At 64.9% G+C, this 23,974-nt stretch carries 24 protein-coding genes; 8 read left to right on the top strand and 16 right to left on the bottom strand.

Annotated features, from left to right (window positions below; translation table 11 throughout):
* Positions 1-16: 16 nt before the first annotated feature.
* Both ACVJ19_RS08660 and ACVJ19_RS08655 read left to right on the top strand, forming a co-directional pair.
* Positions 17-1,126 (top strand): amidohydrolase family protein, encoded by a 1,110-nt coding sequence (locus ACVJ19_RS08660; protein WP_453949339.1) that lies wholly within the window; start codon positions 17-19, stop codon positions 1,124-1,126.
* Positions 1,126-1,539 (top strand): Rieske (2Fe-2S) protein, encoded by a 414-nt coding sequence (locus ACVJ19_RS08655; RefSeq protein WP_453949340.1) that lies wholly within the window; start codon positions 1,126-1,128, stop codon positions 1,537-1,539. Before ACVJ19_RS08660 ends, ACVJ19_RS08655 begins: the two co-directional genes overlap by 1 nt.
* Positions 1,540-1,706: 167 nt before the next feature.
* On the opposite strand, the gene tcuC is transcribed toward ACVJ19_RS08655, so the two are convergent.
* Both tcuC and ACVJ19_RS08645 read right to left on the bottom strand, forming a co-directional pair.
* Positions 1,707-3,038, bottom strand: coding sequence for a tricarballylate/proton symporter TcuC (tcuC, locus tag ACVJ19_RS08650; RefSeq protein ID WP_453949341.1), 1,332 nt, complete (start codon positions 3,036-3,038; stop codon positions 1,707-1,709).
* A gap of 145 nt (positions 3,039-3,183) precedes the next feature.
* Positions 3,184-4,077: a transcriptional regulator GcvA gene (locus tag ACVJ19_RS08645; RefSeq protein ID WP_453949342.1), complete on the bottom strand. Its 894-nt coding sequence runs from the start codon at positions 4,075-4,077 to the stop codon at positions 3,184-3,186.
* 110 nt (positions 4,078-4,187) lie between these two features.
* Here ACVJ19_RS08645 and ACVJ19_RS08640 point away from each other — a divergent pair, with 110 nt between their 5' ends.
* Both ACVJ19_RS08640 and ACVJ19_RS08635 read left to right on the top strand, forming a co-directional pair.
* Positions 4,188-4,391 (top strand): DUF1127 domain-containing protein, encoded by a 204-nt coding sequence (locus ACVJ19_RS08640; protein WP_018643363.1) that lies wholly within the window; start codon positions 4,188-4,190, stop codon positions 4,389-4,391.
* A gap of 84 nt (positions 4,392-4,475) precedes the next feature.
* Positions 4,476-5,099 (top strand): N-acetyltransferase family protein, encoded by a 624-nt coding sequence (locus ACVJ19_RS08635; RefSeq protein WP_453949343.1) that lies wholly within the window; start codon positions 4,476-4,478, stop codon positions 5,097-5,099.
* 51 nt (positions 5,100-5,150) lie between these two features.
* Here ACVJ19_RS08635 and ACVJ19_RS08630 read toward each other — a convergent pair whose 3' ends face one another.
* Complete coding sequence (locus ACVJ19_RS08630; RefSeq protein WP_453949344.1) at positions 5,151-5,993, bottom strand: oxidoreductase; 843 nt, start codon at positions 5,991-5,993, stop codon at positions 5,151-5,153.
* 120 nt (positions 5,994-6,113) lie between these two features.
* On the opposite strand from ACVJ19_RS08630, the gene ACVJ19_RS08625 reads away from it, so the two are divergent.
* Complete coding sequence (locus tag ACVJ19_RS08625) at positions 6,114-7,004, top strand: LysR family transcriptional regulator (protein WP_453949345.1); 891 nt, start codon at positions 6,114-6,116, stop codon at positions 7,002-7,004.
* A 214-nt stretch (positions 7,005-7,218) separates the two neighbouring features.
* Here ACVJ19_RS08625 and ACVJ19_RS08620 read toward each other — a convergent pair whose 3' ends face one another.
* The 3 genes from ACVJ19_RS08620 to ACVJ19_RS08610 all read right to left on the bottom strand — a co-directional run bounded on the left by ACVJ19_RS08620 (position 7,219) and on the right by ACVJ19_RS08610 (position 10,172).
* On the bottom strand, positions 7,219-8,322 hold the full coding sequence (locus ACVJ19_RS08620; protein ID WP_453947895.1) for an IS4 family transposase: 1,104 nt from the start codon (positions 8,320-8,322) through the stop codon (positions 7,219-7,221).
* 201 nt (positions 8,323-8,523) lie between these two features.
* Positions 8,524-9,354 (bottom strand): enoyl-CoA hydratase, encoded by an 831-nt coding sequence (locus ACVJ19_RS08615; protein WP_453949346.1) that lies wholly within the window; start codon positions 9,352-9,354, stop codon positions 8,524-8,526.
* 116 nt (positions 9,355-9,470) lie between these two features.
* On the bottom strand, positions 9,471-10,172 hold the full coding sequence (locus ACVJ19_RS08610) for an SDR family NAD(P)-dependent oxidoreductase (protein WP_453949347.1): 702 nt from the start codon (positions 10,170-10,172) through the stop codon (positions 9,471-9,473).
* A gap of 230 nt (positions 10,173-10,402) precedes the next feature.
* Here ACVJ19_RS08610 and ACVJ19_RS08605 point away from each other — a divergent pair, with 230 nt between their 5' ends.
* Positions 10,403-12,187, top strand: a complete 1,785-nt coding sequence (locus tag ACVJ19_RS08605) for an acyl-CoA dehydrogenase family protein (protein ID WP_453949348.1) — start codon at positions 10,403-10,405, stop codon at positions 12,185-12,187.
* A gap of 44 nt (positions 12,188-12,231) precedes the next feature.
* Positions 12,232-13,320 carry a Zn-dependent alcohol dehydrogenase gene (locus ACVJ19_RS08600; RefSeq protein WP_453949349.1) on the top strand — a complete coding sequence of 363 codons (1,089 nt, stop codon included), beginning with the start codon at positions 12,232-12,234 and terminating at the stop codon, positions 13,318-13,320.
* A gap of 229 nt (positions 13,321-13,549) precedes the next feature.
* Here ACVJ19_RS08600 and ACVJ19_RS08595 read toward each other — a convergent pair whose 3' ends face one another.
* The 8 genes from ACVJ19_RS08595 to ACVJ19_RS08560 all read right to left on the bottom strand — a co-directional run bounded on the left by ACVJ19_RS08595 (position 13,550) and on the right by ACVJ19_RS08560 (position 21,556).
* Entirely contained in the window at positions 13,550-13,903 is a 354-nt protein-coding gene (locus tag ACVJ19_RS08595; protein ID WP_453949350.1) for a nuclear transport factor 2 family protein, read from the bottom strand.
* 33 nt (positions 13,904-13,936) lie between these two features.
* On the bottom strand, positions 13,937-15,409 hold the full coding sequence (locus ACVJ19_RS08590) for an amidase (protein WP_453949351.1): 1,473 nt from the start codon (positions 15,407-15,409) through the stop codon (positions 13,937-13,939).
* 219 nt (positions 15,410-15,628) lie between these two features.
* Positions 15,629-16,600, bottom strand: a complete 972-nt coding sequence (mbfA, locus tag ACVJ19_RS08585) for an iron exporter MbfA (RefSeq protein ID WP_453949352.1) — start codon at positions 16,598-16,600, stop codon at positions 15,629-15,631.
* Between the two features lie 67 nt (positions 16,601-16,667).
* Positions 16,668-17,816 carry an alpha/beta fold hydrolase gene (locus ACVJ19_RS08580; RefSeq protein ID WP_453949353.1) on the bottom strand — a complete coding sequence of 383 codons (1,149 nt, stop codon included), beginning with the start codon at positions 17,814-17,816 and terminating at the stop codon, positions 16,668-16,670.
* A 120-nt stretch (positions 17,817-17,936) separates the two neighbouring features.
* Entirely contained in the window at positions 17,937-18,806 is an 870-nt protein-coding gene (locus ACVJ19_RS08575) for an MBL fold metallo-hydrolase (RefSeq protein WP_453949354.1), read from the bottom strand.
* Positions 18,807-18,822: 16 nt separating this feature from the next.
* Positions 18,823-19,434: a glutathione S-transferase family protein gene (locus tag ACVJ19_RS08570; protein WP_453949355.1), complete on the bottom strand. Its 612-nt coding sequence runs from the start codon at positions 19,432-19,434 to the stop codon at positions 18,823-18,825.
* Between the two features lie 184 nt (positions 19,435-19,618).
* Entirely contained in the window at positions 19,619-20,461 is an 843-nt protein-coding gene (locus ACVJ19_RS08565) for a fumarylacetoacetate hydrolase family protein (RefSeq protein ID WP_453949356.1), read from the bottom strand.
* Positions 20,462-20,695: 234 nt separating this feature from the next.
* On the bottom strand, positions 20,696-21,556 hold the full coding sequence (locus ACVJ19_RS08560; RefSeq protein WP_453949357.1) for an MBL fold metallo-hydrolase: 861 nt from the start codon (positions 21,554-21,556) through the stop codon (positions 20,696-20,698).
* Positions 21,557-21,687: 131 nt separating this feature from the next.
* On the opposite strand from ACVJ19_RS08560, the gene ACVJ19_RS08555 reads away from it, so the two are divergent.
* Positions 21,688-22,164, top strand: a complete 477-nt coding sequence (locus ACVJ19_RS08555) for a DUF3775 domain-containing protein (protein WP_453949358.1) — start codon at positions 21,688-21,690, stop codon at positions 22,162-22,164.
* A 270-nt stretch (positions 22,165-22,434) separates the two neighbouring features.
* Here ACVJ19_RS08555 and ACVJ19_RS08550 read toward each other — a convergent pair whose 3' ends face one another.
* Together ACVJ19_RS08550 and ACVJ19_RS08545 are read right to left on the bottom strand one after the other, a co-directional pair.
* Positions 22,435-23,217: an SDR family oxidoreductase gene (locus tag ACVJ19_RS08550; RefSeq protein ID WP_456739372.1), complete on the bottom strand. Its 783-nt coding sequence runs from the start codon at positions 23,215-23,217 to the stop codon at positions 22,435-22,437.
* A 125-nt stretch (positions 23,218-23,342) separates the two neighbouring features.
* Complete coding sequence (locus ACVJ19_RS08545; RefSeq protein WP_453949359.1) at positions 23,343-23,855, bottom strand: CvpA family protein; 513 nt, start codon at positions 23,853-23,855, stop codon at positions 23,343-23,345.
* Between the last annotated feature and the right edge of the window lie 119 nt (positions 23,856-23,974).

Here is a 23,974-nt window from a genome sequence, read left to right as displayed (position 1 = left end):
CAAAGGAGGCAAGGCGATGAATATCCAGTTCCGCGATAGCCAAGAAGCCGCTTCCCCACTGACCGTCAAAACCGCGATCGCCGACTGCGACATCCACCCGGCACGCGCCACCCGCACCGAGCTCTATCCCTACCTCGCCAAGCGCTGGCAGCATCATCTCGAGGTCTATGGCGTCCATGCCTATCAGGGCATGATGGAAGGTCCGCCCTATCCGAAGGCGCAGCCCAATGCCTCGCGCCGCGACGCCTATCCGCCGGAGGGCGGCCCGCAGGGCTCCTCGCTCGCTTTCATGCAGAAGCAATTGCTCGACCCCAACAATGTGCAGCTTGGCGTGCTCAATCCGCTCAACACCGGGCAGGGCATCCGCAATCACGAGCTCTCGGCGGCGCTGTGCTCGGCGATCAACGACTGGCAGATCGACAAATGGACCAGCAAGGACAAGCGGCTGAAGGCATCCATCGTCGTCGGCAATGAGGACGGCCTGTCGGCCGCCGCCGAAATCCGCGAGCGCGCCGGCGACAAGAACTTTGTGCAGGTGCTCTTACTCAGCCGTAACGTCGAGCCGATCGGCCAGCGCCGTTACTGGCCGATCTATCAGGCCGCGGAAGAGGCTGGTCTTCCCGTCGGCGTGCACGCCTTCGGCTTCGGCGGCAACCCGATCACGCCGTCGGGCTGGCCGAGTTACTACATCGAGGAGATGGTGGGGCATTCGCAGTGCCAGCAATCGGCGCTGGCGAGCCTCGTGCTGGAGGGCGTGTTCGAGCGCTTCCCGAAACTGAAGATGGTGATGATCGAGGCCGGCTTCGGCTGGGCGCCGTCACTGGCGTGGCGGCTCGACAAGGCCTGGCAGCGGCTGCGCAGCGAGGTCCCGCATGTGAAGCGGCCGCCCTCCGAATATATCCGCCAGCAGGTGTGGTGGACCACGCAGCCGATGGAGGATCCGGAACGGCGCGAGGATCTGTTCGACGTCATCAAATGGATCGGTTGGGACAAGTTGCTGTTCGCGACCGACTATCCGCATTGGGACTATGATGAGCCCTCGCGCGTGCTGCCGGCGGGTGTCAGCGAGGCCGACCGCGAGGCGTTCTATCTCGGCAATGCGAAGAATCTCTACGGAATAAATTGATGGCGCGTCACGTCATTGCGCCCGTCGACGAGCTTCCGCCGGGCACGCGAAAATTCCTGGAGATCGACGGCCGGCCGATCGCGGTCTTCAACATCAAGGGCGAATATTTCGGCCTGATGAACCGCTGCCCGCATCAGGGCGCGGCATTGTGCGAGGGCCCGCTGATCGGCCTCGCGCAGTCGAGCAATCCCGGCGAGATCGAATACACCAAGCTCGGCGAGATCATCCGCTGCCCCTGGCACGGCTGGGAATTCGACATCCGCACCGGACAGTCCTACTGCGCCCCCCGCCGCTTCCGCGTGAAGGCCTATCCGGCCCATGTCGAGCCGGGCGCGAGCGTGGTGAAGGGGCCGTATGTTGCGGAGACTGTCACGGTGAAGGTCGAGAGCGATTACGTGGTGGTGGAGCTGTAGGCTCTCGCCGCGCCGAAGGTGCGCTCCCTCGCCCCGTTCTTACGGGGAGAGGGTTGGGGTGAGGGGCCTCTCTCAACACGAGCGGTCGTCGTGAGACCTGTACCCCCTCACCCGGATCGCAAGAGCGATCCGACCTCTCCCCGCAAGCGGGGAGAGGTGAAGACCCCTCAACGCCCCGCAACCGGCTCCGCCGCCGTGTCATACGTTGGCACCGCCTTGCCGCCGTCGCGATAGACGATCGAGGCCGCGATGATGCCGAGCAGTGCGGCGAACATCAGCCAGGCGCCGGGCGCGGCCTTGTTGCCGGTGTAGTCGATCAGCCAGGTCGAGGCGAACGGCGTGAAGGTCCCGAACAGCGCGGCAGCGAGCGCGAAGGCGAGCGAGAAGCAGGTGGTGCGCACATGCGCCGGCACGATCTCGACGAGGGCGCCGAGCATGGTGCCGCTGTACATGCCGAAATAGAACGAGAACATCATCTCGACGGCGAGCAGCTTGCCGAAGGTCGGCGCGGCCACCAGCCATGACAGCGCCGGATAGGCGGTGACAAGCGCAAGGCCCGCAATCCCGATCAGCACCGGCTTGCGGCCGATGCGGTCGGACAGCGCGCCGCCAACCGGATTCCAGATGAAATTGGTGACCGCCACGAGCAGTGTCACGAGCAGCGCGTCATGCGTCGATAGCTTCAGCACCGTCTTGCCGAAGGTCGGCGTGTAGACGGTGACGAAGTAGAACGTCGTCGTGGTCAGGATCGCGATCATCATACCGAGCAGCACGATGCGCCAGTTGGCGAGCGCGGAGGCGAATACCTCGCTGGCGGTCGGGTGCTTCTTCATGGCGAGGAATGCCGGCGTTTCCTCAAGCGTCCGGCGCAGGACAAAGATCAAGGGAATGATCAGGCAGCCGACGAAGAACGGAATACGCCAGCCCCAGGACGCGACGGTATCTGCCGGCATCACCTCGGACAGGAGATAGCCGAGGATCGACGCCACGAAGATGGCGACCTGCTGGCTCGACGACTGGAACGAGGTGTAGAAGCCGCGGTTGCCGGGCGTTGCGATTTCCGCGAGATACACCGACACGCCGCCGAGCTCGACGCCGGCGGAGAAGCCCTGCAGCAGGCGGCCGATCAGCACGATGACCGGCGCTGCGATGCCGATGGTCGCATAGCTCGGGCAGAACGCGATGACGACTGTGCCGAACGCCATGATGCCGAGCGTGACGATCAGGCCCTGGCGGCGGCCGATGCGGTCGATATAGGCACCCAGCACGATGGCGCCGACGGGCCGCATCAAGGCGCCGAGCCAGAACACGCCGAAGGTGTTGAGCAGTGAGGCGGTCTCGTTGGTCGAGGGGAAGAACGCCTTGCCGATCGCGGCGGCGTAGAAGCCGAACAGGAAGAAATCGAACTGCTCGAGGAAATTGCCGCTCGTGGCGCGCAGGATCGCGCCGATGCGGGACTTGATCACGGGCGGATTGGTTGAGGTGGCTGGTCCAGCCATGACGTTGCTCCCCTTGGAAAGACGTGGCCGGACCGGAACTCATTTCACGGCAAGGCGACAGATTGAAGCTGCGACAATCTGTCATACCCCTTCCTCCGCGAGGCGGGGGGAGTCAACCGGTTTTCCCGAGGAAGCTGATGATTTTTCAGGCTTTATTTTGCGTTGCAGCGAGGATCCATTGGCGAAACGCGGCAAGCTTCGGCGCCTCTCGGCGGCTGTCGGGAGAGACCAGGTAAAACCCTGCATCCGCCGGCAGCGCGATCTTGAAGGGGACCACCAGCCGTCCCTTGGCGATGTCGTCCTGGACGTAGGAGGTCCGTCCCATCGCCACACCCATGCCGTCGATCGCCGCCTGCACCGTCATGAGGGTCATGTCGAAGGTGATGCCGGGCTGCTGGGAGATGCCGGCCGAAAGGCCTGCCGCGGTCAGCCAGAGCCGCCAGTCGTCACTGACGTTGGTGTGCAGCAGCACGTGGTCCTTCAGATCCTCCGGACGACGCAGCGGCTTGTCACCGCGCAGCAGCGAGGGGCTGCACACTGGAAACAACTCGTCGGCCATCAGCCAGTCGGCGCGCAGGCCCGGCCATTGGCCGCGGCCGTAGCGGATCGCGACATCGACATTGTCGCGCTGGAAGTCGACCAAGCTGGTCGAGGTGGTGATGCGGACGTCGATGCCGGGATGGCTCTCCTGGAAATCGGTCAGGCGCGGCAGCAACCACTTTGCGGCAAGCGAGGCGATCGTCGACACCGTCAGCACCTTGTCATCGTCCTTGCGCAAGAGGCGATCGGTGGCAAGGCGCAGGTCGTTGAAGGCGGCGCGCACGCCCGGCAGGTAGTCACGCGCCTCCGGCGTCAGCGCCAGCGCGCGGTTCTGCCGGATGAACAGGCGGATGCCGAGCTCCTCCTCGAGCCTGCGGATCTGATGGCTGATCGCGGTCTGGGTCACATTCAGCTCGCTGGCCGCCAGCGTGAAGCTGAGATGGCGCGCGGCGGCCTCGAACGCCCGCAATCCGTTCAGGGAGGGCAATCTGGCAGTCATCTGGCAGCAGGATGCATGACGTTATTTCATGCGAAAGGGTACAAATTGTCGTTTGTCGCAGCGCACGCGGAAGCAGATATTAGCGTCTGACTTAGCTCCAGGAGCTGAAAATGTCTACCTTGACCGACAATTCGATGACAAATCATCATGCGCACGGCCTGCTCTACCAGATCGGCGAGACGCTTCACGTCTGGCATGAGCGCTACCGGACCCGGCGCGAGCTGACGCACTGGACCGCCCGCGATCTCCATGACGTCGGGCTGTCCTGGTCCGACATCGCCTATGAGGCCGACAAACCCTTCTGGCGGGCCTGATTGGCCGCCAGGCCGGCGCCGCCTGACTGTGGGGGCGCCGGCGGTCCCTTTTTCTCGAGGGCTAATTTCTTAAAGGCTCGTGTCATGAGCATCCTTCGCCTCGAAGACCTGAAGCAATATTCGGATACGCTGCGCACCCGCGACGGCACGGCGCTCAACGTCCGCTTCGTCGAGCCGCGCGACACCGAGGAGCTCCAGCACTATTTCCGCTCGCTTTCGACCCGCTCCCGCTACAATCGCTTCTTCGGTGCGATCAGCGAATTGCCGAAGGGCCTGCTGCACGATTTCCTCGAGGTCGGTGAGCGCGAGCGTTTCACCATCGTCGCGACGATGATGGTCGACGGCTTCGAAACCATCGTCGCCGAGGCGCGCTACGCGTTGCATGCGGAAACCGCGACGCTCGAATTCGGCCTGTCGGTCGATGACCGCTGGCACGGCCACGGCATCGCCACCGCGCTCATGAAGAACCTCGAATGCCGCGCGGCCGCGCTTCGAGCCGACCACATGTTCGGCGACACGCTGCGCTCCAACGACGCCATGATCTCGCTCGCGCGCAATTCCGGCTTCGCTTTCGTCAACCATCCCGACGACTGGAAGCTGGTGCGCTTCGACAAGGAGATCAGCGTCGCGCCGAAAGAGATCCCCTGCGCGAGCTGGCGCCTCGCCGCCCTTTCCCGTCAGGCCGACAGCCCCTCAGCCTCGGCCTGACACTACTGCAAGCCCGGCCCTGGTCATTCAGAGCCGGGCATTTTTTTGCCTCTATTTTGCATCGTCGTCGGTGAAGTCGGTCGAGGTCGCGACCGAGCGCCACCCCGCCAGCTCGCGCGCCACGAAGGTGTTCTTCGCTTCGATCCGCTCTACGGTGTCGCTGCCGAGCGGCAGGCGCAGCGGCGGGGTCTTGGCATCAGCGAGCTTCAGGAAGGCCTGCGCCAGCTTGCGCGGATCGCCGCGCTGGCCGCCATTGACGTCGGCCGCATGCGCACGGGTCCTGCCGACGCTCTCGTGGTAATCGTCGATCACCTGCGCGGTGCGCGACAGCGAGCTCTCGTCGAGGAAGTCGGTGCGGAAGAAACCGGGTTCGACCACGGTGACCTTGATGCCGAGCGGTGCGACTTCGCCGGCCAGCGCTTCGCTCAGTCCTTCAACCGCGAATTTGGTCGCACCATAGACGCCCCAGCCGGGATAGCCGGCGTAGCCGCCGACCGACGAGATGTTGATGACGTGGCCGGAACGCTGGCGCCGCATATGCGGCAGCACCGCGCGGGTGACGCTGAGGAGGCCGAACACATTCGTGCCGAACAGCTTTTGCGTTTCCGCATCGCTGGCTTCCTCGATTGCGCCCAGAAGGCCGTAGCCGGCATTGTTGACGAGGATGTCGATGCGCCCGAACTTCTTCACGGCCTGGCCGGCAGCTTCGTGTGCTTCTGCTTCGCTGGTGACGTCGAGCCGGGTGGCCAGCAGTCGCTCATGCGTGCCCAGCCGCGCGGTGACGGTCGACGGATCGCGGGCGGTCGCGACCACGGCATCGCCGGCCTTCAAGGCGGCTTCCGCGATCAAAGCACCAAATCCGCGGGATGCTCCCGTGATGAACCAGACACGCATGATGTTGCCCTTTCCATTTGGGCCCGGCGATGTGCCGAAGCCGATAGGCAAGGTGTAGCGGCTCGCCATAGCTGAGATAATCCGCTATATATTTCGCGAGCTCTTGAGAAAAATTCATCAATGCGGATCGACCCGTCCGACCTCGCGACCTTCCTCGCCATCGCCCGCCACCGCAGCTTTCGCGCCGCGGCGACCGAGCTTGGCGTCACGCCCTCGGCGTTGTCCCATGGCCTGCGCAATATCGAGGAGCGGCTCGGCCTGCGGCTCGTCAACCGCACCACCCGCAGCGTCGCGCTCACCGAGGCCGGCGAGCTTCTGTTCGCCCGCATCACGCCCGCCTTCCGCGACATCGACGACGCGCTCGAGGACCTCAACAATTTTCGCGGCAAGCCCGCCGGCACGCTGCGCTTCACCGCCGCGCGCCAGTCGGCGCAATTGGTATTACTGCCGATCGTGACGCAGTTCCTGAAGGAATTTCCCGATGTCAGCGTCGAGATCGTCATCAACGATTCCCTGATCGACATGGTCGCGGCCGGCTTCGACGCCGGCGTCCGCTTCGGCGAGACCATTGCCGCCGACATGATCGCCGTGCCGATCGGCCCGCGCCACCGGTTTGCCGTGATCGGCTCGCCCGCCTTCTTCAAATCCCACAAGGCGCCGAACACGCCGCACGACCTGAAGGGCCTGCCCTGCATCCGCTACCGCTTCACCTCCGGCGCGCTCTATCACTGGGAATTCGAGCGCGGCGGTATCGAGCTCGCGATCGATGTCACGGGGCCACTGACCATGAACGACCAGGATTTGATGGTCGATGCCGCGCTCGACGGCGTCGGCCTCGCTTACGTCTTCGAGCAGCAGGTCGAAGCGCTGCTGGCAAAGCGCAAATTGATGCGCGTGCTCGCCGACTGGTGCCCTGCCTATCCCGGCTTCTTCCTGTACTACCCCAGCCGCCGCCAATTGCCGGCCGCGCTGCGCGCATTCGTGGATTTTGCGCGGGCGCCAGCTATGTAGGCACCCTGTCTCCCCAACGTCGTCCTGGCGAAAGCCCATGGGCGCTAAAATAGTTGCATTGCTTGATAGCGACGTTTTCGTCTTGGTGGTTCGTGTAGATGCCGTCCGAGCGTGGAGCGAAGTCTGCGCAGGCAAGCAATCGCGGGTTGGGGCATGATTGCTTGTCGGAGCGAGGCGACGAGTTGGCGGAGCAGACGCCAGGTCCCTGGACGGGTCAGGCGGCCTCGGCCAAGCGGGGAGAGTCCTCGAGTTCGTCGACGAGTGGCTCGAGCAGGAGAATGATCAGCAGATGAGCGAGGATGTGGGGCCTGGCGGACCGCTCGTCAGTTCCGGGAGGGCCCTTCAGGCCAATCAAACTCTTGAGCCGCTTGAAGCCGAGTTCAATGCGCCATCGCAGCCGATAGAGGGCAAGGACATCGCTCGTTGAGAAGTCCTCCGGTGCGAGCGAGGTCACCAGGATCACCCAATCTGCAGCGTCAAGTGTTTGCCTGGAGAGCTGGTGGCCTCCCTTTTGGGCCGTTCGGCGCGCCTTGCGTCGTGCGACCGCGGCCGCTTGCGCCGGCTTCTTGACGGCAACCAGACGCAGAGCGAGCAGCGGTGCGCCAGACTTGCGTTTTATCCAGATCGGTCGATCGATCAGGCCACATGCCGAAGCCTTGCGCAGTTCGGCCGTCAGATCGACCAGACCACCTTTGGCATCAACCCAACGCGCGCTCTTCCAGCCGGACCGGATCACGAAGTCCGCGCCGGCATCGACGAGACGTGCCATGCGCTCCGGTTGCAGATAAGCGCGGTCGCCAAGACGGATTTCGCCGGCAATCACCGGTATCCGGTCCAGCGTCTCGCCCGCTCGCTGATCGGTCAGCTCGAAGTGACCAAAGCGCTCCTGCGGAAGATCGAACGCGCTGTGTATGCGCCACACCGCGTTCTTGTTCCTGCCGCTCGTCCCAGCCTTCGGGACCGTCGTGGCGTCAACAATGCGGATCAGGCGGCCGTGGCTCGCCTTCGGCGCACCGCTCGCCAGTGCTTGGCCTATCAACTTCGCCAGCCAATCTCCGCACTGACGCAACCGATACAACAGAGCCACGTTGGAGATATCGACAAGGCCCACCGACGTGGCCCATGCCGCCGTCAACCGCAGACCTCGCTCGCCAAGGCAATACGCCAGGATCAAGCGCAGCAAATCCACCGCATTGCTGATTTCCCGCGGGCGGACAAACGCCTTCGTCTCGCGCGCGCTAACGTTGAGCGCTTCGGCGCCGCCAAGCCGGGCGACAACACGCGCCCAGTCCTCGTTCACAAGCGATTCGTGTGCCATCCCAATTTGGAATCACAAGCCAATCCAATGCGCAAATCCTATTTTAGCGCCCATGGGCGAAAGCCGGGACCCATTACCCCAGGGAGTAGTTTGGCGAAGACAGGGCGTTCGGTACTGCGATCGAGATCCACCGAGAGATCACGCGGTATGGGTCCTGGCCTTCGCCAGGACGACACCGAGTGCGTAGCACCCGCGGGATGCCTACTTCCCCGTGAACACCGCCTTGCGCTTCTCGATGAACGCCTGAACCGCTTCCTTGTGGTCGGCGGTCGTGGTCAGGCGGATCAGCCGTTCGGCTTCGTGATCCCGGGCGGTTTCGAAGTCGAACAGCACGGCCTCGTCGAGATTGTCCTTCATGTAGCGCAGGGCGAGGCGTGGGCCTTCGGCGAGCGATCTTGCCAGCGCGAACGCCTCAGTCTGCAATTTGTCGTCGGGCACGACGCGGTTGATGAGGCCGATCGCCTCGGCGCGCGCGGCGTCGACGCGATCGCCGGTGAACATCAATTCGCGCGCCCGCGCGGTGCCGACGAGGCGGGTCAGCAGCCAGGCGATGCCGTAGTCGCCGCTGAGCGCGATGCGGGCATAGCCGGTGGCGACGAAGGCCGATTGCGCGGCGATGCGGATGTCGCAGGCCATGGCGATGGCAAGCCCGGCGCCGACCGCGGGGCCGGGCAGTGCGGCGATGGTCGGCTTGCGCACCGACACCAGCGCGCCGGTGAGCAGCCGCTGCCGCTCCTGCAGATCGGCGATGCGATCGTCCAGCGACATCTCCAGCTTTTTGGGATCGCGATGCGCGCCCATGCCCTTGACGTTGCCGCCGGCGCAGAACGCTTCGCCCGCGCCGGTGAGCAGCAGCGCGCCCACGTTCGGATCTTCGGCGCAGGTCCGGATCATGGTGCGCAGCGCCGGCGTCAGCGCATCCGACAGCGAATTGCGCGCCTCCGGCCGGTTCAGCGTGATGACGGCGACGCGGTCGCGGATGACGCAGAGGAGTTCATTGGTGCCGGTGTCGATGGTGGTGTCGCTGCTCATTGTTCCTCCCTGCTCTCGTAGGGTGGGCAAAGCGAAGCGTGCCCACCATTGCTTATCGTGCCCGAGATGGTGGGCACGGCGCTATGCGCCTTTGCCCACCCTACGGCAGCTCGACTTCAAAACTTCTCCACCCAGGGCCGCAGCTCCAGCTCCCAGCTCCAGGCGCTGCGCGGCTGCTGCAACACGTTCCAGTAGCTCGCCGCGATGGCATCGGGATCGAGCATCGAGTCCGGCTTGTCGGCTGCTTCCGTGCGCGCGGCGCTGCGGATGCCGCCGTCGATGACGAAATGCGCGACATGGATACCCTGCGGCGAGAGTTCCCGCGCCAGGCTCTGCGCCAGCCCGCGCAATGCGAACTTGCCCATCGCGAACGACGCCGACTGCGCATAGCCCTTGACGCTGGCCGAAGCGCCGGTGAACAGGATCGCGCCGTGCTGGTTCGGCAGCATGCGCTTGGCCGCCTGCTGCGCCACCAGGAAGCCGCCATAGGCGCTGACCGCGATCGCCTGCGCAACGTCGGCCGGGATCAGATCCACGAACGGCCCGCGCGTCCGGCCGCTGGCATTGTAGACGACGAGGTCGGGCGTGCCGATCTCGCGCTCGACCAGGCCGAACAGCCGCTCGACCTCCTCAGGCTCGGTGGCGTTGCAGGCATAGGCCTTCGCGCCGGTCTCGCTGCAGAGCGCGCCGAGCTTTTCGATTTTTCGCGCGGCAAGTGCGACGCGGATCCCTTGCGCGGACAACAGCCGGGCCAGCGAGGCGCTCAGGCCTTCGCCGGCACCGACGATGAGCGCGATCTTGTATTTCGGGTGTTCCATGGCGTGATCTCTCAGGACGGGGAAGCCGTTGATCTATGCATGGTCCGCGCGGACAACCAGCCAGCCGATCACAATTCCGCAGAGCGAATTGCTCCTTCACGGCGATCATGCCTCCCTGACAATTTGCAGCTTTATCGCTGTCCGCGACAGGAGCATGATCGACATCATCCAAAGCGGCAAGCGCCAAAACAGCGCAAAATGTCCGTAAGGCGGAAACGAAGAGGACGATCATGCACAAGCCGGGCCCAGCGCAGCCGAAACATGTCGCGGCCGAGCAATCTGGCCTGCTGGCGCCCGACACCACAGGCATAAATTTCTATCGCGCCGATCCGGCGCTGACGGACCTGCTTCGCATCCATCTGCCGGATAATCTGTTCCGCCACATCGAGCCGCATCTCGATCGCCTTGGCGAGCTCGCCGGCGGCGTGCTCGACGAATGCGCGCGGCTTGCCGACCGGCACACGCCGGTGCTGCACCAGCGCGACAAGTTCGGCCGCGATGTGCAGTCGATCGAATACCACCCGGCCTATCGCGAGCTGGAGAACGCCGCGTTCGGCCAGTTCGGCATTCACGCGCTCTCGATCCGCAAGGGCATCATGGGCTGGCCGGACAAATATCCGGTCGTGGCCAAGCACGCTTTCACCTTCCTGTTCAACCAGACCGAATTCGGCATGGGCTGCCCGATCAACGTCACCGACGGCTGCGCCAAGCTGCTGGCGAATTTCGGCAGCGAGGCGCTGAAGGCGAAATATTTGGACGGCCTGACCTCGACCGACATGAGCAAGCTGACACAGGGCGGCCAGTTCATGACCGAGAAGGAGGGCGGCTCCGATGTCGGCACGCTGACCACGCGCGCGGTGCAGGAGGGCGACCATTGGCGTCTCTATGGCGAGAAATGGTTCTGCTCGAATGCCGATGCCAAGGTCGTGATGCTGCTGGCGCGCCCCGAAGGCGCCGGCCCCGGCACGCGCGGCGTCGGCCTGTTCCTGATGCCGCGCTTTCTCGACGACGGCTCGCAGAACCACTACCGGATCGTGCGCCTGAAGGACAAGCTCGGCACGCGCTCGATGGCGTCAGGGGAGATCAAGCTCGAAGGCGCGATCGCGTATGCGGTCGGCAAGCTCGACCGCGGTTTCGTGCAGATGGCCGAGATGGTGAACTCGTCGCGGCTCTCCAACGGCGTCAAATCCACCGCGCTGATGCGCCGCGCCTATCATGACGCGATGACGGTGGCGACCAACCGCGTCGTGTTCGGTCAGCGAATCATCGATCTGCCGCTCGGGCGGCGGCAGATGCTGAAGATCATGCTGCCGGTCGAGCAGGCGTTGTCGATGAGCTTTCTCACCGCCGACGCGCTCGACCGTGCCGAAGCCGGCAGCCAGGATGCGGCGGCGCTGCTGCGCATCCTGACCCCGACGCTGAAATTCCGCGCCACGCGCGATGCGCGAAAAGTCTGCGGCGATGCGCTCGAGATGCGCGGCGGCATCGGCTACATCGAGGAATTCGCGACCCCACGCCTGCTGCGCGATGCGCATCTCGGCTCGGTCTGGGAAGGCACCGGCAACATCGTCGCGATCGATGCGCTGCGGCGCGCGGTCGGCCGCCACGGCGCCGAATCCGCGCTCGCTGCCGATCTGCATGCGCGGCTCGACGACAGCGCCTCCGTGCCGCAGGCCTGGCGCGACAATCTGCGCGGGCTTGTCGATCGTGCCGTGGGGTTTGCGCGCGAGGTTGCGGGGAAATCCGAGAACGAGGCCGATGCGCGGCGCGCGACGAGCCTGCTCTATCATGTCGCCAGCGCGGTCGCGCTCGCATGGGAGGCGCATCGCATCCACGAGATGCGCGGTGATGCACGCCGGCTGCTGCTGTCGCGGCTGGTGATCGATCATCGCGTATCGCCGAACGATCCGTTCCGGCTGACGGAAAATGCCACGCAAGCGAAGATCGCCGCGCTGCTGCTCGGCGATCGCTCAGCAGGCATGAGCGAGGTTGGCGAATTGGTTCTGGCAGCGTAGGCTGCGCTCCGCGATCAAACAAAAAAAGCGATAGGGAGTGTTCGATGAAGGCCGCCGTCCTCTACGAAGTCAACCAGCCGCTGGTCATCGAGGATGTCAGCCTGCCGATGCCCGGCCCGCGCGAGGTCCTGATCCGCACTGCGGTTGCCGGCCTCTGCCACTCCGATCTGCACTTCATGGAAGGTCTCTATCCGCATCCGCTGCCGGCGGTGCTCGGGCATGAGTCTGCCGGCGTGGTCGAGCAGGTCGGCTCCGACGTGACTTACGTGAAGCCCGGCGACCATGTGGTCACCTGCCTGTCGGTGTTCTGCGGCACGTGCGACAATTGCACCACCGGCCGCACCGTGCTCTGCACCGACGCGACGGTGAAGATGCTGCCGGGCGTCTCCAACCGCATGCAGTGGTCGAAGCCCGAGAAGCTGCACCAGTTCCTCAATCTCTCCTCCTTCGCCGAGCAGATGCTGGTGCACGAGAATGCCATCGTGAAGATCCGCAAGGACATGCCGCTCGATCTCGCCGCGCTGATCGGCTGCGGCGTCATCACCGGCTATGGCGCGGTGGTGAACACGGCGAAGGTCACGGCCGGCGAGACCGTGGCGGTGATCGGCTGCGGCGGCGTCGGCATGGCCGCGATCAACGGCGCGCAGATCGCGGGCGCCGGCCGCATCATCGCCATCGACACCAATCCGGCAAAGCTCCAGCTCGCGACCAAGCTGGGTGCCACCGACATCATCAATCCCGCCGACGGCGACGTCGTGAAGCAGGTGCGCGACCTCACCAATGGCGGCGTGCATCACGCCTTCGAGGTGCTCGGCCGCAAGGAGACTGCGGAGCAGGCGTTCGGCATGCTCGCCGCCGGCGGCACCGCCACCATCGTCGGCATGATCCCGTTCGGCCAGAAGATCGAGCTGCACGGCTTCGATTTCCTGCGCGAGCGCAGGATCCAGGGCTCCTCGATGGGCTCCAACCATTTCCGCGTCGACATGCCGCGCCTCGTCGATTTCTATTTGCGCGGCCGGCTTCATCTGGAGGACTGGATCTCGGCGAAGCTGAAATTGTCGGAGATCAACGAGGGTTTCGCCAACATGAAAGCCGGCAAGACGCTGCGCAGCGTGATCGTGTTCGATAGCTAGGCGCTTTACCTCTCCCCGCATTGCGGGGAGAGGTCGGATCGCCCCCGGGGGCGATCCGGGTGAGGGGCCATGCAAGGTGGTGGCGCCACAATTGGTCTCTTCGACTCCTCGTTTGATCGAGTCGGCATGTACTCGGGGCGCGGCTGGCAGTGTGCCGTGCCCCTCACCCGCCGCCTGCGCTACGCTCCGGCGTCGACCTCTCCCCGCATTGCGGGGAGAGGTAAAGAGCTCACCGCGACACGTGCGCGGACACCGCCAGCCATGTCCCGTTCTTCTTCGCCCAGCAATCGGTATACCGCCCCGTCGCCTGCTGGCCGTCGGCCGTCGTGTAGCTGGTCGCCGCGTGGATGATGGCGAAGTCGCCCATGATGCGGATGATGACGTCATGCGCATGCAGATTGCGGATCGCGATCGGCTGAGCCGTCTGCTCCAGGAAGGCGGCGCGATCGACCAGTGTCTTGTCGGGATTGGAGCAGTAGAACTCCGGCGCGAGGATCTCGTCGAAGCGCTTGACGTCGCAGGCCTGCACGGAGGCGACGTAGTCGCGATTGAGCGCGGTGAGCTGTTCCATGTCCTGGCTCATGACGTTCTCTCCCCTGTGTCGTTGACGACAGGACTAATCATCGAACAATGGCGGCGGTGTGAAGCCGCCGAACTCCCTCTCGATCAGCTCGGCGAGCTTGAGCGGCGTGCGGTCCTCGAGGAAGGGGCCGACGATCTGGATGCCGACGGGCAGGCCGTCTTTCGACAGGCCTAGCGGAACGGCCGTCGCAGGCAGGCCCGGAAGCGTCGCGATGCCCGGCCAGGCGAGCTGGTCGGAATAGGGATAGTCGTTGCCGTCGATGCTGATGCGTCGCAGGCTCTGTTCCGGCAAATGATCATGCGGAAAGGCTGGCGTCGGCATGATCGGGCAGATCACCGCGTCGAAGCTCCTGAACAGCGCGCGCCATTGCGCACGCAGGCCGGCGCGGCTACCCGCGTCGAGCACCCAGGCGCGGTGGCTCGCAATCGTGCCGCGCAGTCGCTCCGCACCGAGGCTCCGGTCCTCCGGCGCCAATTGGCTCGCCCGTGCCCGCGAATCCGCGAGTTCGTCGGGCAGGAAGAACGCGCCGAGGAAGCCCAGCAGCATGCGCATGTAGAGCCGCGAGGTCTCCGCGAAATCCGGCAGCAGCGCGCTCTCGCGCGCGACCGCAACGCCGGCCTTCGCGAGATCGGTTGCAAGTTTGTCGATCGCGCCGCGGACATCCCGGTCGGTCGGCAGCAGCGGGTGGCTGTCGATCACCAGGACACGAAAATCCCGCAGCGACTGATGTCGTGCAGCAGGCAGGTCGAGCTTGTAGGCGACACCGGCTTCCAGCGGATCCGGCCCGGCCATGACGTCGAGCAGCAAGGACAGATCCGCAGCGGTGCGCGCCATAGGACCGATGACGGCGAGGTCGCCCTCGCGCGGAAGGGCTGGAAATGGCGGCGGGGTCTCACCGCGCGCCGGGCAGAGATTGATGGTCGGCTTGTGCGCGAAGATGCCGCAATGAAATGCCGGCACACGCAGGGAGCCGCCGATGTCGGAGCCGCTGGCGAGCGCGCAATAACCTGCGGCAAGGGCGGCCGACGATCCCCCGGACGATCCACCCGGTGTGCGGCCGAGATCATAGGGGTTGTTCGTGGTGCCGTAGATGTCGTTGTAGCTCTGCCAGTCGGCGAGGCCGACCGGCACGTTGGTCTTGCCGAGGATCACGCCGCCGGCCTGCCTGATGCGGGCCACCGGCAGTGCGTCTTCCACGGGCCTGAAATCCTTCTGCGGCACGAACCCCCAGGTCGTCGGCAGGCCGGCGATGTTGAAGGATTCCTTGATCATCATGGGCAGGCCGAGCAGCGGCTTGCGCTCGCCGCTTGCCAATGCGGCGTCCGCCTCGCGCGCGGCGCCGAGCGCGCGATCGAAATCCCGGACGCAGATCGCGTTGATCTTGCCGTCGTGACGCTCGATACGGGCGATCGCGTCCTGCGCGAGCTCGACCGCGGAGACCTTCTTCGCGCTCAATGCGGCCGACAGCTCGACCGCGCTCTTGAAACTCCATTCCGATCTGGCCACGGCGCTTCTCCCGCTCCGGTTGTTGGAGGATGATGCGCAGTTTGGCAGAACGCTGCAACCGCTGTTTGACCGCGATTGATGTGTCTCAAGTGTCATCGCCCGCGAAGGCGGGCGATCCAGTATTCCAGAGGCCCGCGTTGGAGAGCTCGCTCTCACCATATCCGCCGCGGCGTACTGGATCGCCCGCCTTCGCGGGCGATGACAGCGAGTACGAGGTCGCTACGCCGCCCCGATCAATATCCCCACCGCCAGCACGATGGCGCCGCCGAGCACGATCTGGAACACCGCCTGCAGGAACGGCGTGTCCATGTAGCGCGAGCGGATGAAGGCGATCGCCCACAATTCGAAGAACACGACGACGCAGGCGATCGCGGTTGCGATCCAGAACGCGTTGGCCCAGGTGTCGGGTACAAGATACGGCGCGGTGTGGCCGAGCCCGCCGAGCGTCGTCATCGCGCCGCAGGTGATGCCGCGCAGCCAGGGCGAGCCGCGCCCCGTGAGCGAGCCGTCGTCGGACAGGGCTTCCGCAAAGCCCATGCTGATGCCGGCACCGATCGAGGCGGCGAGGCCGACGAGGAACGTCTGCCAGTTCTGATGCGTGGCGAAGGCCGCCGCGAACAGCGGCGCCAGCGTCGAGACCGAGCCGTCCATCAGGCCGGCGAGGCCCGGCTGCACATATTGCAGCACGAACATGCGCCGGCGCGTGCGGTCTTCCTCGGCGCGCACGTCGGGCTTGAGGATCTCGCCGGTCAGCCGGGCGGCGGTGTGCTCGTGGCTCTTCTCGGCTTCGGCGAGGTCGCCGAGCAGCCGGCGCACATTGACGTCCTCGGCCTGCTCGGCGGCCTTGGCGTAGAAGCGCTCGGCCTCGAGCTCCATGGTCTCGACTTCCCTGCGGATGGTGTCGAGCGGCAGGTTCTTGGTCAGCCAGATCGGCCGGCGGCGCAGAAAACCCTTGACGTCCTCGCGGCGGATCGGCGGCAGATGCTGCCCGAAGCGCTGCTCGTACATCTCCAGCAGCATGTGGCGATGGCCGCGCTCCTCCTCGGCCATCTGCTCGAACAGCTTGGCCGAGTCGGGATAGCGCTCCTTCAGATCCTCGGCGAAGGTCATGTAGATGCGGCTGTCCTCCTCCTCGGAGGAGATCGCGACCGCCAGCACCTCGCGCTCGGTCAGATCGGCAAAATTCTTCACGGCGGCTCTGTTTCAGTAGTTTAGAACTATTCTAAACTATATAGGGCGCCGCGGTTCCCGGGTCAAATCAGGCCGCGCCGGCCTTTGCGAGGAAATCGAGCAGCAACCGGCTCACCTCGGCCGGCTGCTCCTGCTGCACCCAATGGCCGGCGCCGTCGACGAGATGGCAGCCGAGCAACTTCGTGCAGCCGCGCCCCTGCATCGCCTCGAATACACCGGGCCGCTGATAGGTGCCCCAGTCCTGCTTGCCGGAGATGAAGCAGGAGGGCACGTCGATGCTGCGTCCCGAGAACAGCTGCATCTCGCTGTTGAGCATGCCCGACGTGCCGTAGCGATACCATTGCAAGCCCCCCTGGAATCCGGTGCGGCCATATTCGGCGCTGTAATAGGCGAGCTCGTTGTCCGGCAGCCATCGATTGGCGGCGATGGCGGCGGGCGAGGGCATCTCCTTTGCGACTGTCTCGGCCATGGTCTCGCCGGCGTCCATCACGTAGTAGGTCGGCAGCTTTGCAAGCTCGCCCGCCGACCACGCCTTGAGCGGATACGGCTTGTTGTCGGTCCAGTCCGCGCTCTTGTGATGATAATAAGCGCGCAGGAAATCATGCACGCCCTGCGGCGCGTGCTGCATGTCCGCGTTGGCCGGACGTGTCGCGTAATACCATTGATAGTGCTTGCGCGGACGCGGCAGCGCGGCGAGCTCGCGATGCACGGGGTCTTCGACCGCAGGCTTTGCGGGACCATCAACTGTATTGAATGGCAGCGGTGGCGCTCCACCAAACGGCGCGCTCATCAGCGTCACCGAACGAAACACGTCGGGCCGGATCAGCGCGCACCACGCCGCGACCGGACTGCCGAAATCATGCCCGGCGAGATCGACCTGCCTGTAGCCGAAGGCCGAGACCAAAGCGAGCGCATCGCGCACCAGGTTGAGGAGAGAGAACGGCGCGAGGTCGTCGTCATAGTCCGCTCGCCATCCCGTGGTGCGGCCATAGCCGCGCTGGTCCGGCGCGATCACGTGATAGCCGGCCTCCGCGAGCGTCGGCATCACCTTGCGCCAGGAGAAGGCGAGCTCGGGAAAGCCGTGCAGCAGCAGGATGCAGGGACGGTCCCTGGTCTCGAAGCCGGCTTCGAGCACATGCATGCGCAAGCCGTTGATGCCGTCGACGTAACGCGAGCGGATTCCGGCAGGCAGGGAGATGTCGGGGAGTCTTGTCATTGCTTTCTCCACACGGGTGGAATCGTAGGGTGGGCAAAGCGAAGCGTGCCCACCATAAGGAGTGGTGGGCACGATGCGCGAAGCGCGCGCCTTTGCCCACCCTACGGCATCTCGGCTAGATCACACCGCCGCACACACGAACGCGTTGCCCTTGCGCTTGATCTTCCCCACCGACGGTGACGGGAAATGCGCCGTGCAGCACAGCGTGTCGGTGTCGCAATAGCGCTCCAGGAAACTGCGGCGCGTCGTGGCTGCCTTGGCCGGATCGACGTCGAACTTGATCGACAGCTCCGGATAGAGCGTCTGCAACGGCGAGTGCATGAGGTCGCCGGAGAACACGGCGTCGTCCCTGCCGCGGCCCATCGTGATGGCGATATGGCCCGGCGTGTGGCCGGGCGTCGGCAGGACGCGGACGTGATCGCCGATCTGGTGGTCGTTGCCGACCAGCTCGTGGCGCTTGGCTTCGACCACCGGCAGCACGCTGTCGGCGAAGGGCGGAATCTCCGTCTTCGCATTCTCCGCGAACCAGTGGTCGTACTCCTGCCTGGCGAAGACGTAGCGCGCCCTCGGGAAGGTCGGCACCCAGCGGCCGTTCTGAAGCCGCGTATTCCAGCCGACGTGATCGACGTGCAGATGCGTGCACATCACGAAATCGATGTCATCGACCGCAAACCCGGCGGCGTTCAGCGCGCGCAAGTAAGTGTCGTCGGTCTTCATGTTCCATTTCGGCCGATTGGGCCGCGGCTTATCGTTGCCGATGCAGCTGTCGATCAAAATGGTGTGGTGCGGTGTCTTCACCACATAGGACTGGAAGCACAGCAGCAGCACGTCCTGCTCGTCCAGCGCCTTGGCCTGCCGCATCCACGCCCGGTTCTCGGCCAGCACCTCGGGTGTCAGTCCCGGCAGCATCTCCAGCGCCGGGACGAACGAGGTTTCCTGCTCGATGACGCGATGGATGGTGAGATCGCCGACCGAGAATTTCAGGCTCATGGACACTCCTTGCGGGTTACGCCGCCGGCGGCACCGAGATCTTCACGGATGGCCGCTCCAGCATTTTCTGATGGAAGGCGTCGAGCTTCGGATAGGCCTTGCGCCAGCCGCAATCGGCGAAGCGGAAATCGGCATAGCCGAGCACGCAAGTTAGACCGATCTGCGAGATGTCGAACGGACCGTTCAGCACGTCGGGCATGTTCTCGAAGCGCGCCATGCCGGTCCAGGCCCTGTTCCAGTGGTCGTCCGACCACGCCTGCCATTGCAGGCCCTGCGGCCGCACCATCTTCTCGTAGCGGCACAGCAGCATGGAATCGAGCATGCCGTTGATCAGGGAGTGATTGGTCTTGGCCTTCCAGCGCCGCGGGCCGTAATCCGGGATCAGACTGCCGCCGGCCATCTCGTTGAGATATTCGACGATGACGTAGGAGTCCAAAATGACGTCGCCGTCATTGGTGATCAGCACCGGCAGCTTCTTCAGCGGCGTGATGCGCGAATAGTCCTCGTTGGCCGTGCCCGGCGCGACGGTTGCGGGTGTCAGCTCGATCTTGTCGATCAGCCCGAGCTCGATCGCGGCAATGCGCACCTTGCGGGCGAAGGGCGAGGCGGGGGAGAAGGTGAGCTTCATGGGAAATAACCTCTATCCAGACACACAGTCCTCATCCTGAGGAGCGCGCCCCTTGGCGCGCGTCTCGAAGGATGGACAACGAGGGAGGGTCTCTGGTCACCCGGCGCGAACGTCGGGTGACTGTGCTTGTGGCGCATCCTTCGAGACGCGCGCGTTGCGCGCTCCTCAGGATGAGGGCGGAGGCTTACGCCGCCACGATCTCCTGGCGCTGCTCGCCGAGGCCCTCGATGCCGAGCGTCACGACGTCGCCGACGTTGAGGAAGGTCGGCGGCTTCATGCCGAGGCCGACGCCGGGCGGGGTGCCCGTGGTGATGATGTCGCCCGGCAGCAGCGTCATGAACTGCGAAACATAGGAGACGCACTTGGCCATGGAGAAGATCATGGTCTTGGTCGAGCCGGCCTGGCGGCGCTGGCCGTTGACGTCGAGCCACATCGACAGGTTCTGCACGTCCTTGATCTCGTCCTTGGTCGCGAGCCACGGCCCGACCGGGCCGAAGGTGTCGTGCGACTTGCCCTTGGTCCACTGTCCCAGGCGCTCGATCTGGAAGGCGCGCTCGGAGACGTCGTTGCAGACGCAATAGCCGGCGACGTAGTTCAGCGCATCGGCTTCCGAGACGTACTTGGCGCGGGTGCCGATGATGGCGGCGATCTCGACCTCCCAGTCGAGCTTGGTCGAGCCGCGCGGCTTCTCGACCGCATCGTTCGGGCCGGAGAGCGAGGTGTTGGCCTTCATGAAGATGATCGGCTCGGTCGGGATCGCAGCGCCGGTTTCCTTGGCGTGGTCGCTGTAGTTGAGACCGATGGCGACGAATTTCGAGATGCCGGTGACGGGCGCGCCGAAGCGCGGCTTGCCGGAGACGGCGGGCAGCGAGGCGGGGTCGAGGGCCGCCAGCTTCTTCAGGGACTCCGGCGAATAGGCCTCGCCCGTGAGGTCCTTCAGATGCGCCGACAGGTCGCGCAACTGGCCGGATCTGTCGATCAGGCCGGGCTTTTCCGCACCCTTTTCGCCATAACGAACAAGCTTCATTCTCGTTTCTCCCTGGAGATGGACCGATCGGTTGATAGCTTCATGGAACAGGGCGGCGGGAAATTCAACCGCCCAAAACGGGCTGCATTGCAGCCCTTCCTTTGGAGGGTGGGCGGGGGATCGTAGGGTGGGTTAGCCGAAGGCGTAACCCACCTCTTTCGTCTCCGCGGAGACAGAAGCGGTGGGTTACGCCTCGCGGTTTGCGCTTCGCGCAATCCGCGGGGCTAACCCACCCTACGAACCCTGCGATTCCAACACCACAAACCTGAACGCGTCCCCGTCGCGCCTGATGTGCCCGGCCGAAAAATGGCCGCCGATCACCAGCGTCTCCGTATCGGCAAAGCGGCCGAACAGCGCTGCCCTCGTCACCGCCGATTGCGCCTGGTCGGAATCCGCGGTCGAGGACCAGCCGAGATGCGCCATCTGGCAGGGATGATGGGCGACATCGCCGGTGAGCAGGCCCTGCTCGCCGTCCGACCGGATCAGGACGCTCATGTGCCCGGGGCTGTGGCCCGGGGTCGGGATCATACTGATCTCGTCAGACAAGTGGTGATCGCTCGGGACGAGATCGGCCTTGCCGGCGTCGACGATCGGCTGCACGGAATCGCCAAACACGGCGGCCTTGTCCGGCTCGATGGAATGGTCGCGCCAGTGCTCGTATTCGGTGCGGCCGAAGACGTAACGCGCCTTCGGGAAGGTCGGCACCCATTGGCCGTCGACCAGCTTCGTGTTCCAGCCGACGTGATCGACATGAAGATGCGTGCACAGCACCGTGTCGATGCTATCGGGTGGAAAGCCTGCCGCGGTCATCGTCTCGAGGAACGGCGTGGTGCGGTTGTTCCAGGTCGGGACGCCGCGGCCCTGCTTGTCGTTGCCAAGGCCGGTGTCGACCACGATGCGCTGGTTCGGCGTCTCGACCACCAGCGAATGGATCGACATCTTCAGCCGGCCTTCTTCGGTGGCGAAATGCGGGATCAGCCAGGGCAGCTTGCGGATTTCATCATTGCTCGCCAAGGGCAGGATGAAGCGGGTCGAGCCGACCGTCTCCAATTCCACCACTTTGGTGACCCTGACCCTGCCGATCTTCCAGTGCATGCGGCGTGCCCCGATGTTCTCGCTTTGGCGCGGAACATGCGCACTTTCCGCCCTCAAGCGCAATGGATCATCTGGTGCGATGCGGCGTTATCGCGGGAACCCTGGAGAAAGCGACGCCAAAAGAGGCTACCATGCCAGAGCTTGCAATTTCCGCCGAGAAAGTCGCCTTCATCATCGAGAAGGCGCGCGAATTCGACGTCAAGGAAGGGGATGCCGATCCCGATTCGGGCTCGAATCCGAGCGATGACGATGCGGTCGATGTGCTCAAGGATGACGGCTCCGATCCCGTCGCCAGCGAGCTCGGCGGCCTCATCGTTGCGCTGAACGAGGACGAGCAGGTCGACCTCGTCGCGCTGACCTGGCTCGGCCGTGGCGACGGCACGATCGATGACTGGGATGATCTACGTGCTCGCGCGGTGGAGGCGCGCGCCGAGTATCGCAAGCCCCGGCACGAAACGGTGCAGTACCTGCTCGGCGAGCCGATGCTCGGTGATCTGCTCGCCGATGGTCTCGATGCCTTCGGCATCGACTGGACCGACGAGCGCCTCACCGCCGATTCCTCCGACCGCAGCGAGCGGGACGAGGATGAGCCGACGAAGCAGCGGTGAATGAACTTGCCTCCTCCCGCAAGAGCGAGGTCTCTCGCTTTCGGCAACGCCTCACCGCACGCCTCGTCCTTCGAGACGACCGCTTCGCGGTCTCCTCAGGATGAGGCTAAGCAGCATTGCGCCCGTTGAAATCGTTGCCGCGCGCACTCCGCCCTCATCCTGAGGGCCCGCCGTAGGCGGGCGTCTCGAAGGATGGGCTGCGGGCGAGCTGTCCCGCCAGCTTCTCAGATGCGATAGCCCTGCTCGCAAGAGCGGGGAGAGGCAGAAGCCTCAGAGCGTGCCCGGGAAAGCGCCACCGTCGAGCAGAATGTTCTGCCCGGTGATGAAGCCGGCCTTGGCGCCGCAGAGGAACGCGCAGGCATAGCCGAACTCGTCGGGCTGGCCGAAGCGCCCCGCGGGGTTGAGCTTGGCACGCTCGGCCAGGATCTGCTCGGGTGTCGTGCCGCGCTTGTCGGCTTCGGCCTTCGCGGTGCCGGTCAGGCGGTCGGTCTCGAACGGGCCCGGCAGGAGGCCGTTGATGGTGACGTTGTTGATCACCGTCTTGCGCGACAGGCCGGCGATGAAGCCGGTGAGGCCGGCGCGTGCGCCGTTGGAGAGGCCGAGGATGTCGATCGGCGCCTTCACCGCGGCCGAGGTGATGTTGACGATGCGGCCGAACTTGCGTGCCATCATGCCGTCCACGGTCGCCTTGATCAGCTCGATCGGGGTCAGCATGTTGGCGTCGATCGCCTTGATCCAGTCGTCGCGCGTCCAGTTGCGGAAATCGCCGGGCGGCGGGCCGCCGGCATTGTTGATCAGGATGTCCGGATCGGGGTAGGCCTTCAGCACGGCCTCGCGCCCCGCCGGTGTCGTGATGTCGCCGACGATCTCGGTGACCTTGACGCCGGGATAGGTTTTCCGGATCTCGTCCGCCGTCTTCTTCAGCGCTTCGGCTCCGCGCGCGGTCAGCGTGACGTCAACGCCGGCTTCGGCCAGCGAGATGGCGCAGGCGCGCCCCAAGCCCTTGCTGGATGCGCAGACGATGGCGCGGCGACCTTTGATCCCAAGATCCACTGTTTCACTCCCGTAATGTCAGGCAGGTTTTGGACGGGCCGCACTCTAGCCAACTGTGACGCGGCTGATAAGGGAGGGAGCCGCGTCAAAATGCATGGCGCGCGCTGCGGCGATGCAAATGCGCGCTAGATGCGCTGCTCCTGCTTGAGGCGGTCGATCACGGACGCTGCCTCCGGCGGCAGTGATTTGAAGCCCATTTGGCCGACCGTGGAGAACAACGGCCGCAGATGCGAGCCGGCGAGGAATGGCGGCTGGTGGTTCGCCGGCACGATCCGGTCGAACACCAGCACCAAGGTGGTGGCGACGAGGCCGACCCTGACGGCGCCGAGCGCGGCGCCGCCGAGCCGGTCGCCGATGCCGGCCTCGCCGATGGTGTCGTTCAGCGCGACGCGGCCGATATGGCCGAACAGCATGCCGACGACGACGAAGATGCCGAAGAACCAGATCCAGTTCTGCAGCAGCGGCGAATTCGGATTGCCTGCGATCTGCGGCGCAATCAGCGGCATCAGCGCGACCGCGATCGGCGCGGCGATGAGATAGGCGAGGATGGTCATGCCGCTGCGGAGCAGGCCGGTCCTGAAACCCAGGCCCACCGCGACGGCGAGCGCGGCGTAGACGGCGAGATCGAAACTGTTCATGAGCACAACCCTGCATTGACGGAACGAATGAACGCCGGGCCGGTCATTCCAGTTTCAGATCGCTAAAATCGTCTGTATTGATGGTTCCAAAGGATCAGGGGGCACGCTCAAGGACATCG

It is taken from the genome of Bradyrhizobium sp. USDA 376, from assembly GCF_054063675.1.
This window is presented reverse-complemented; position numbering and strand designations above follow the sequence as displayed.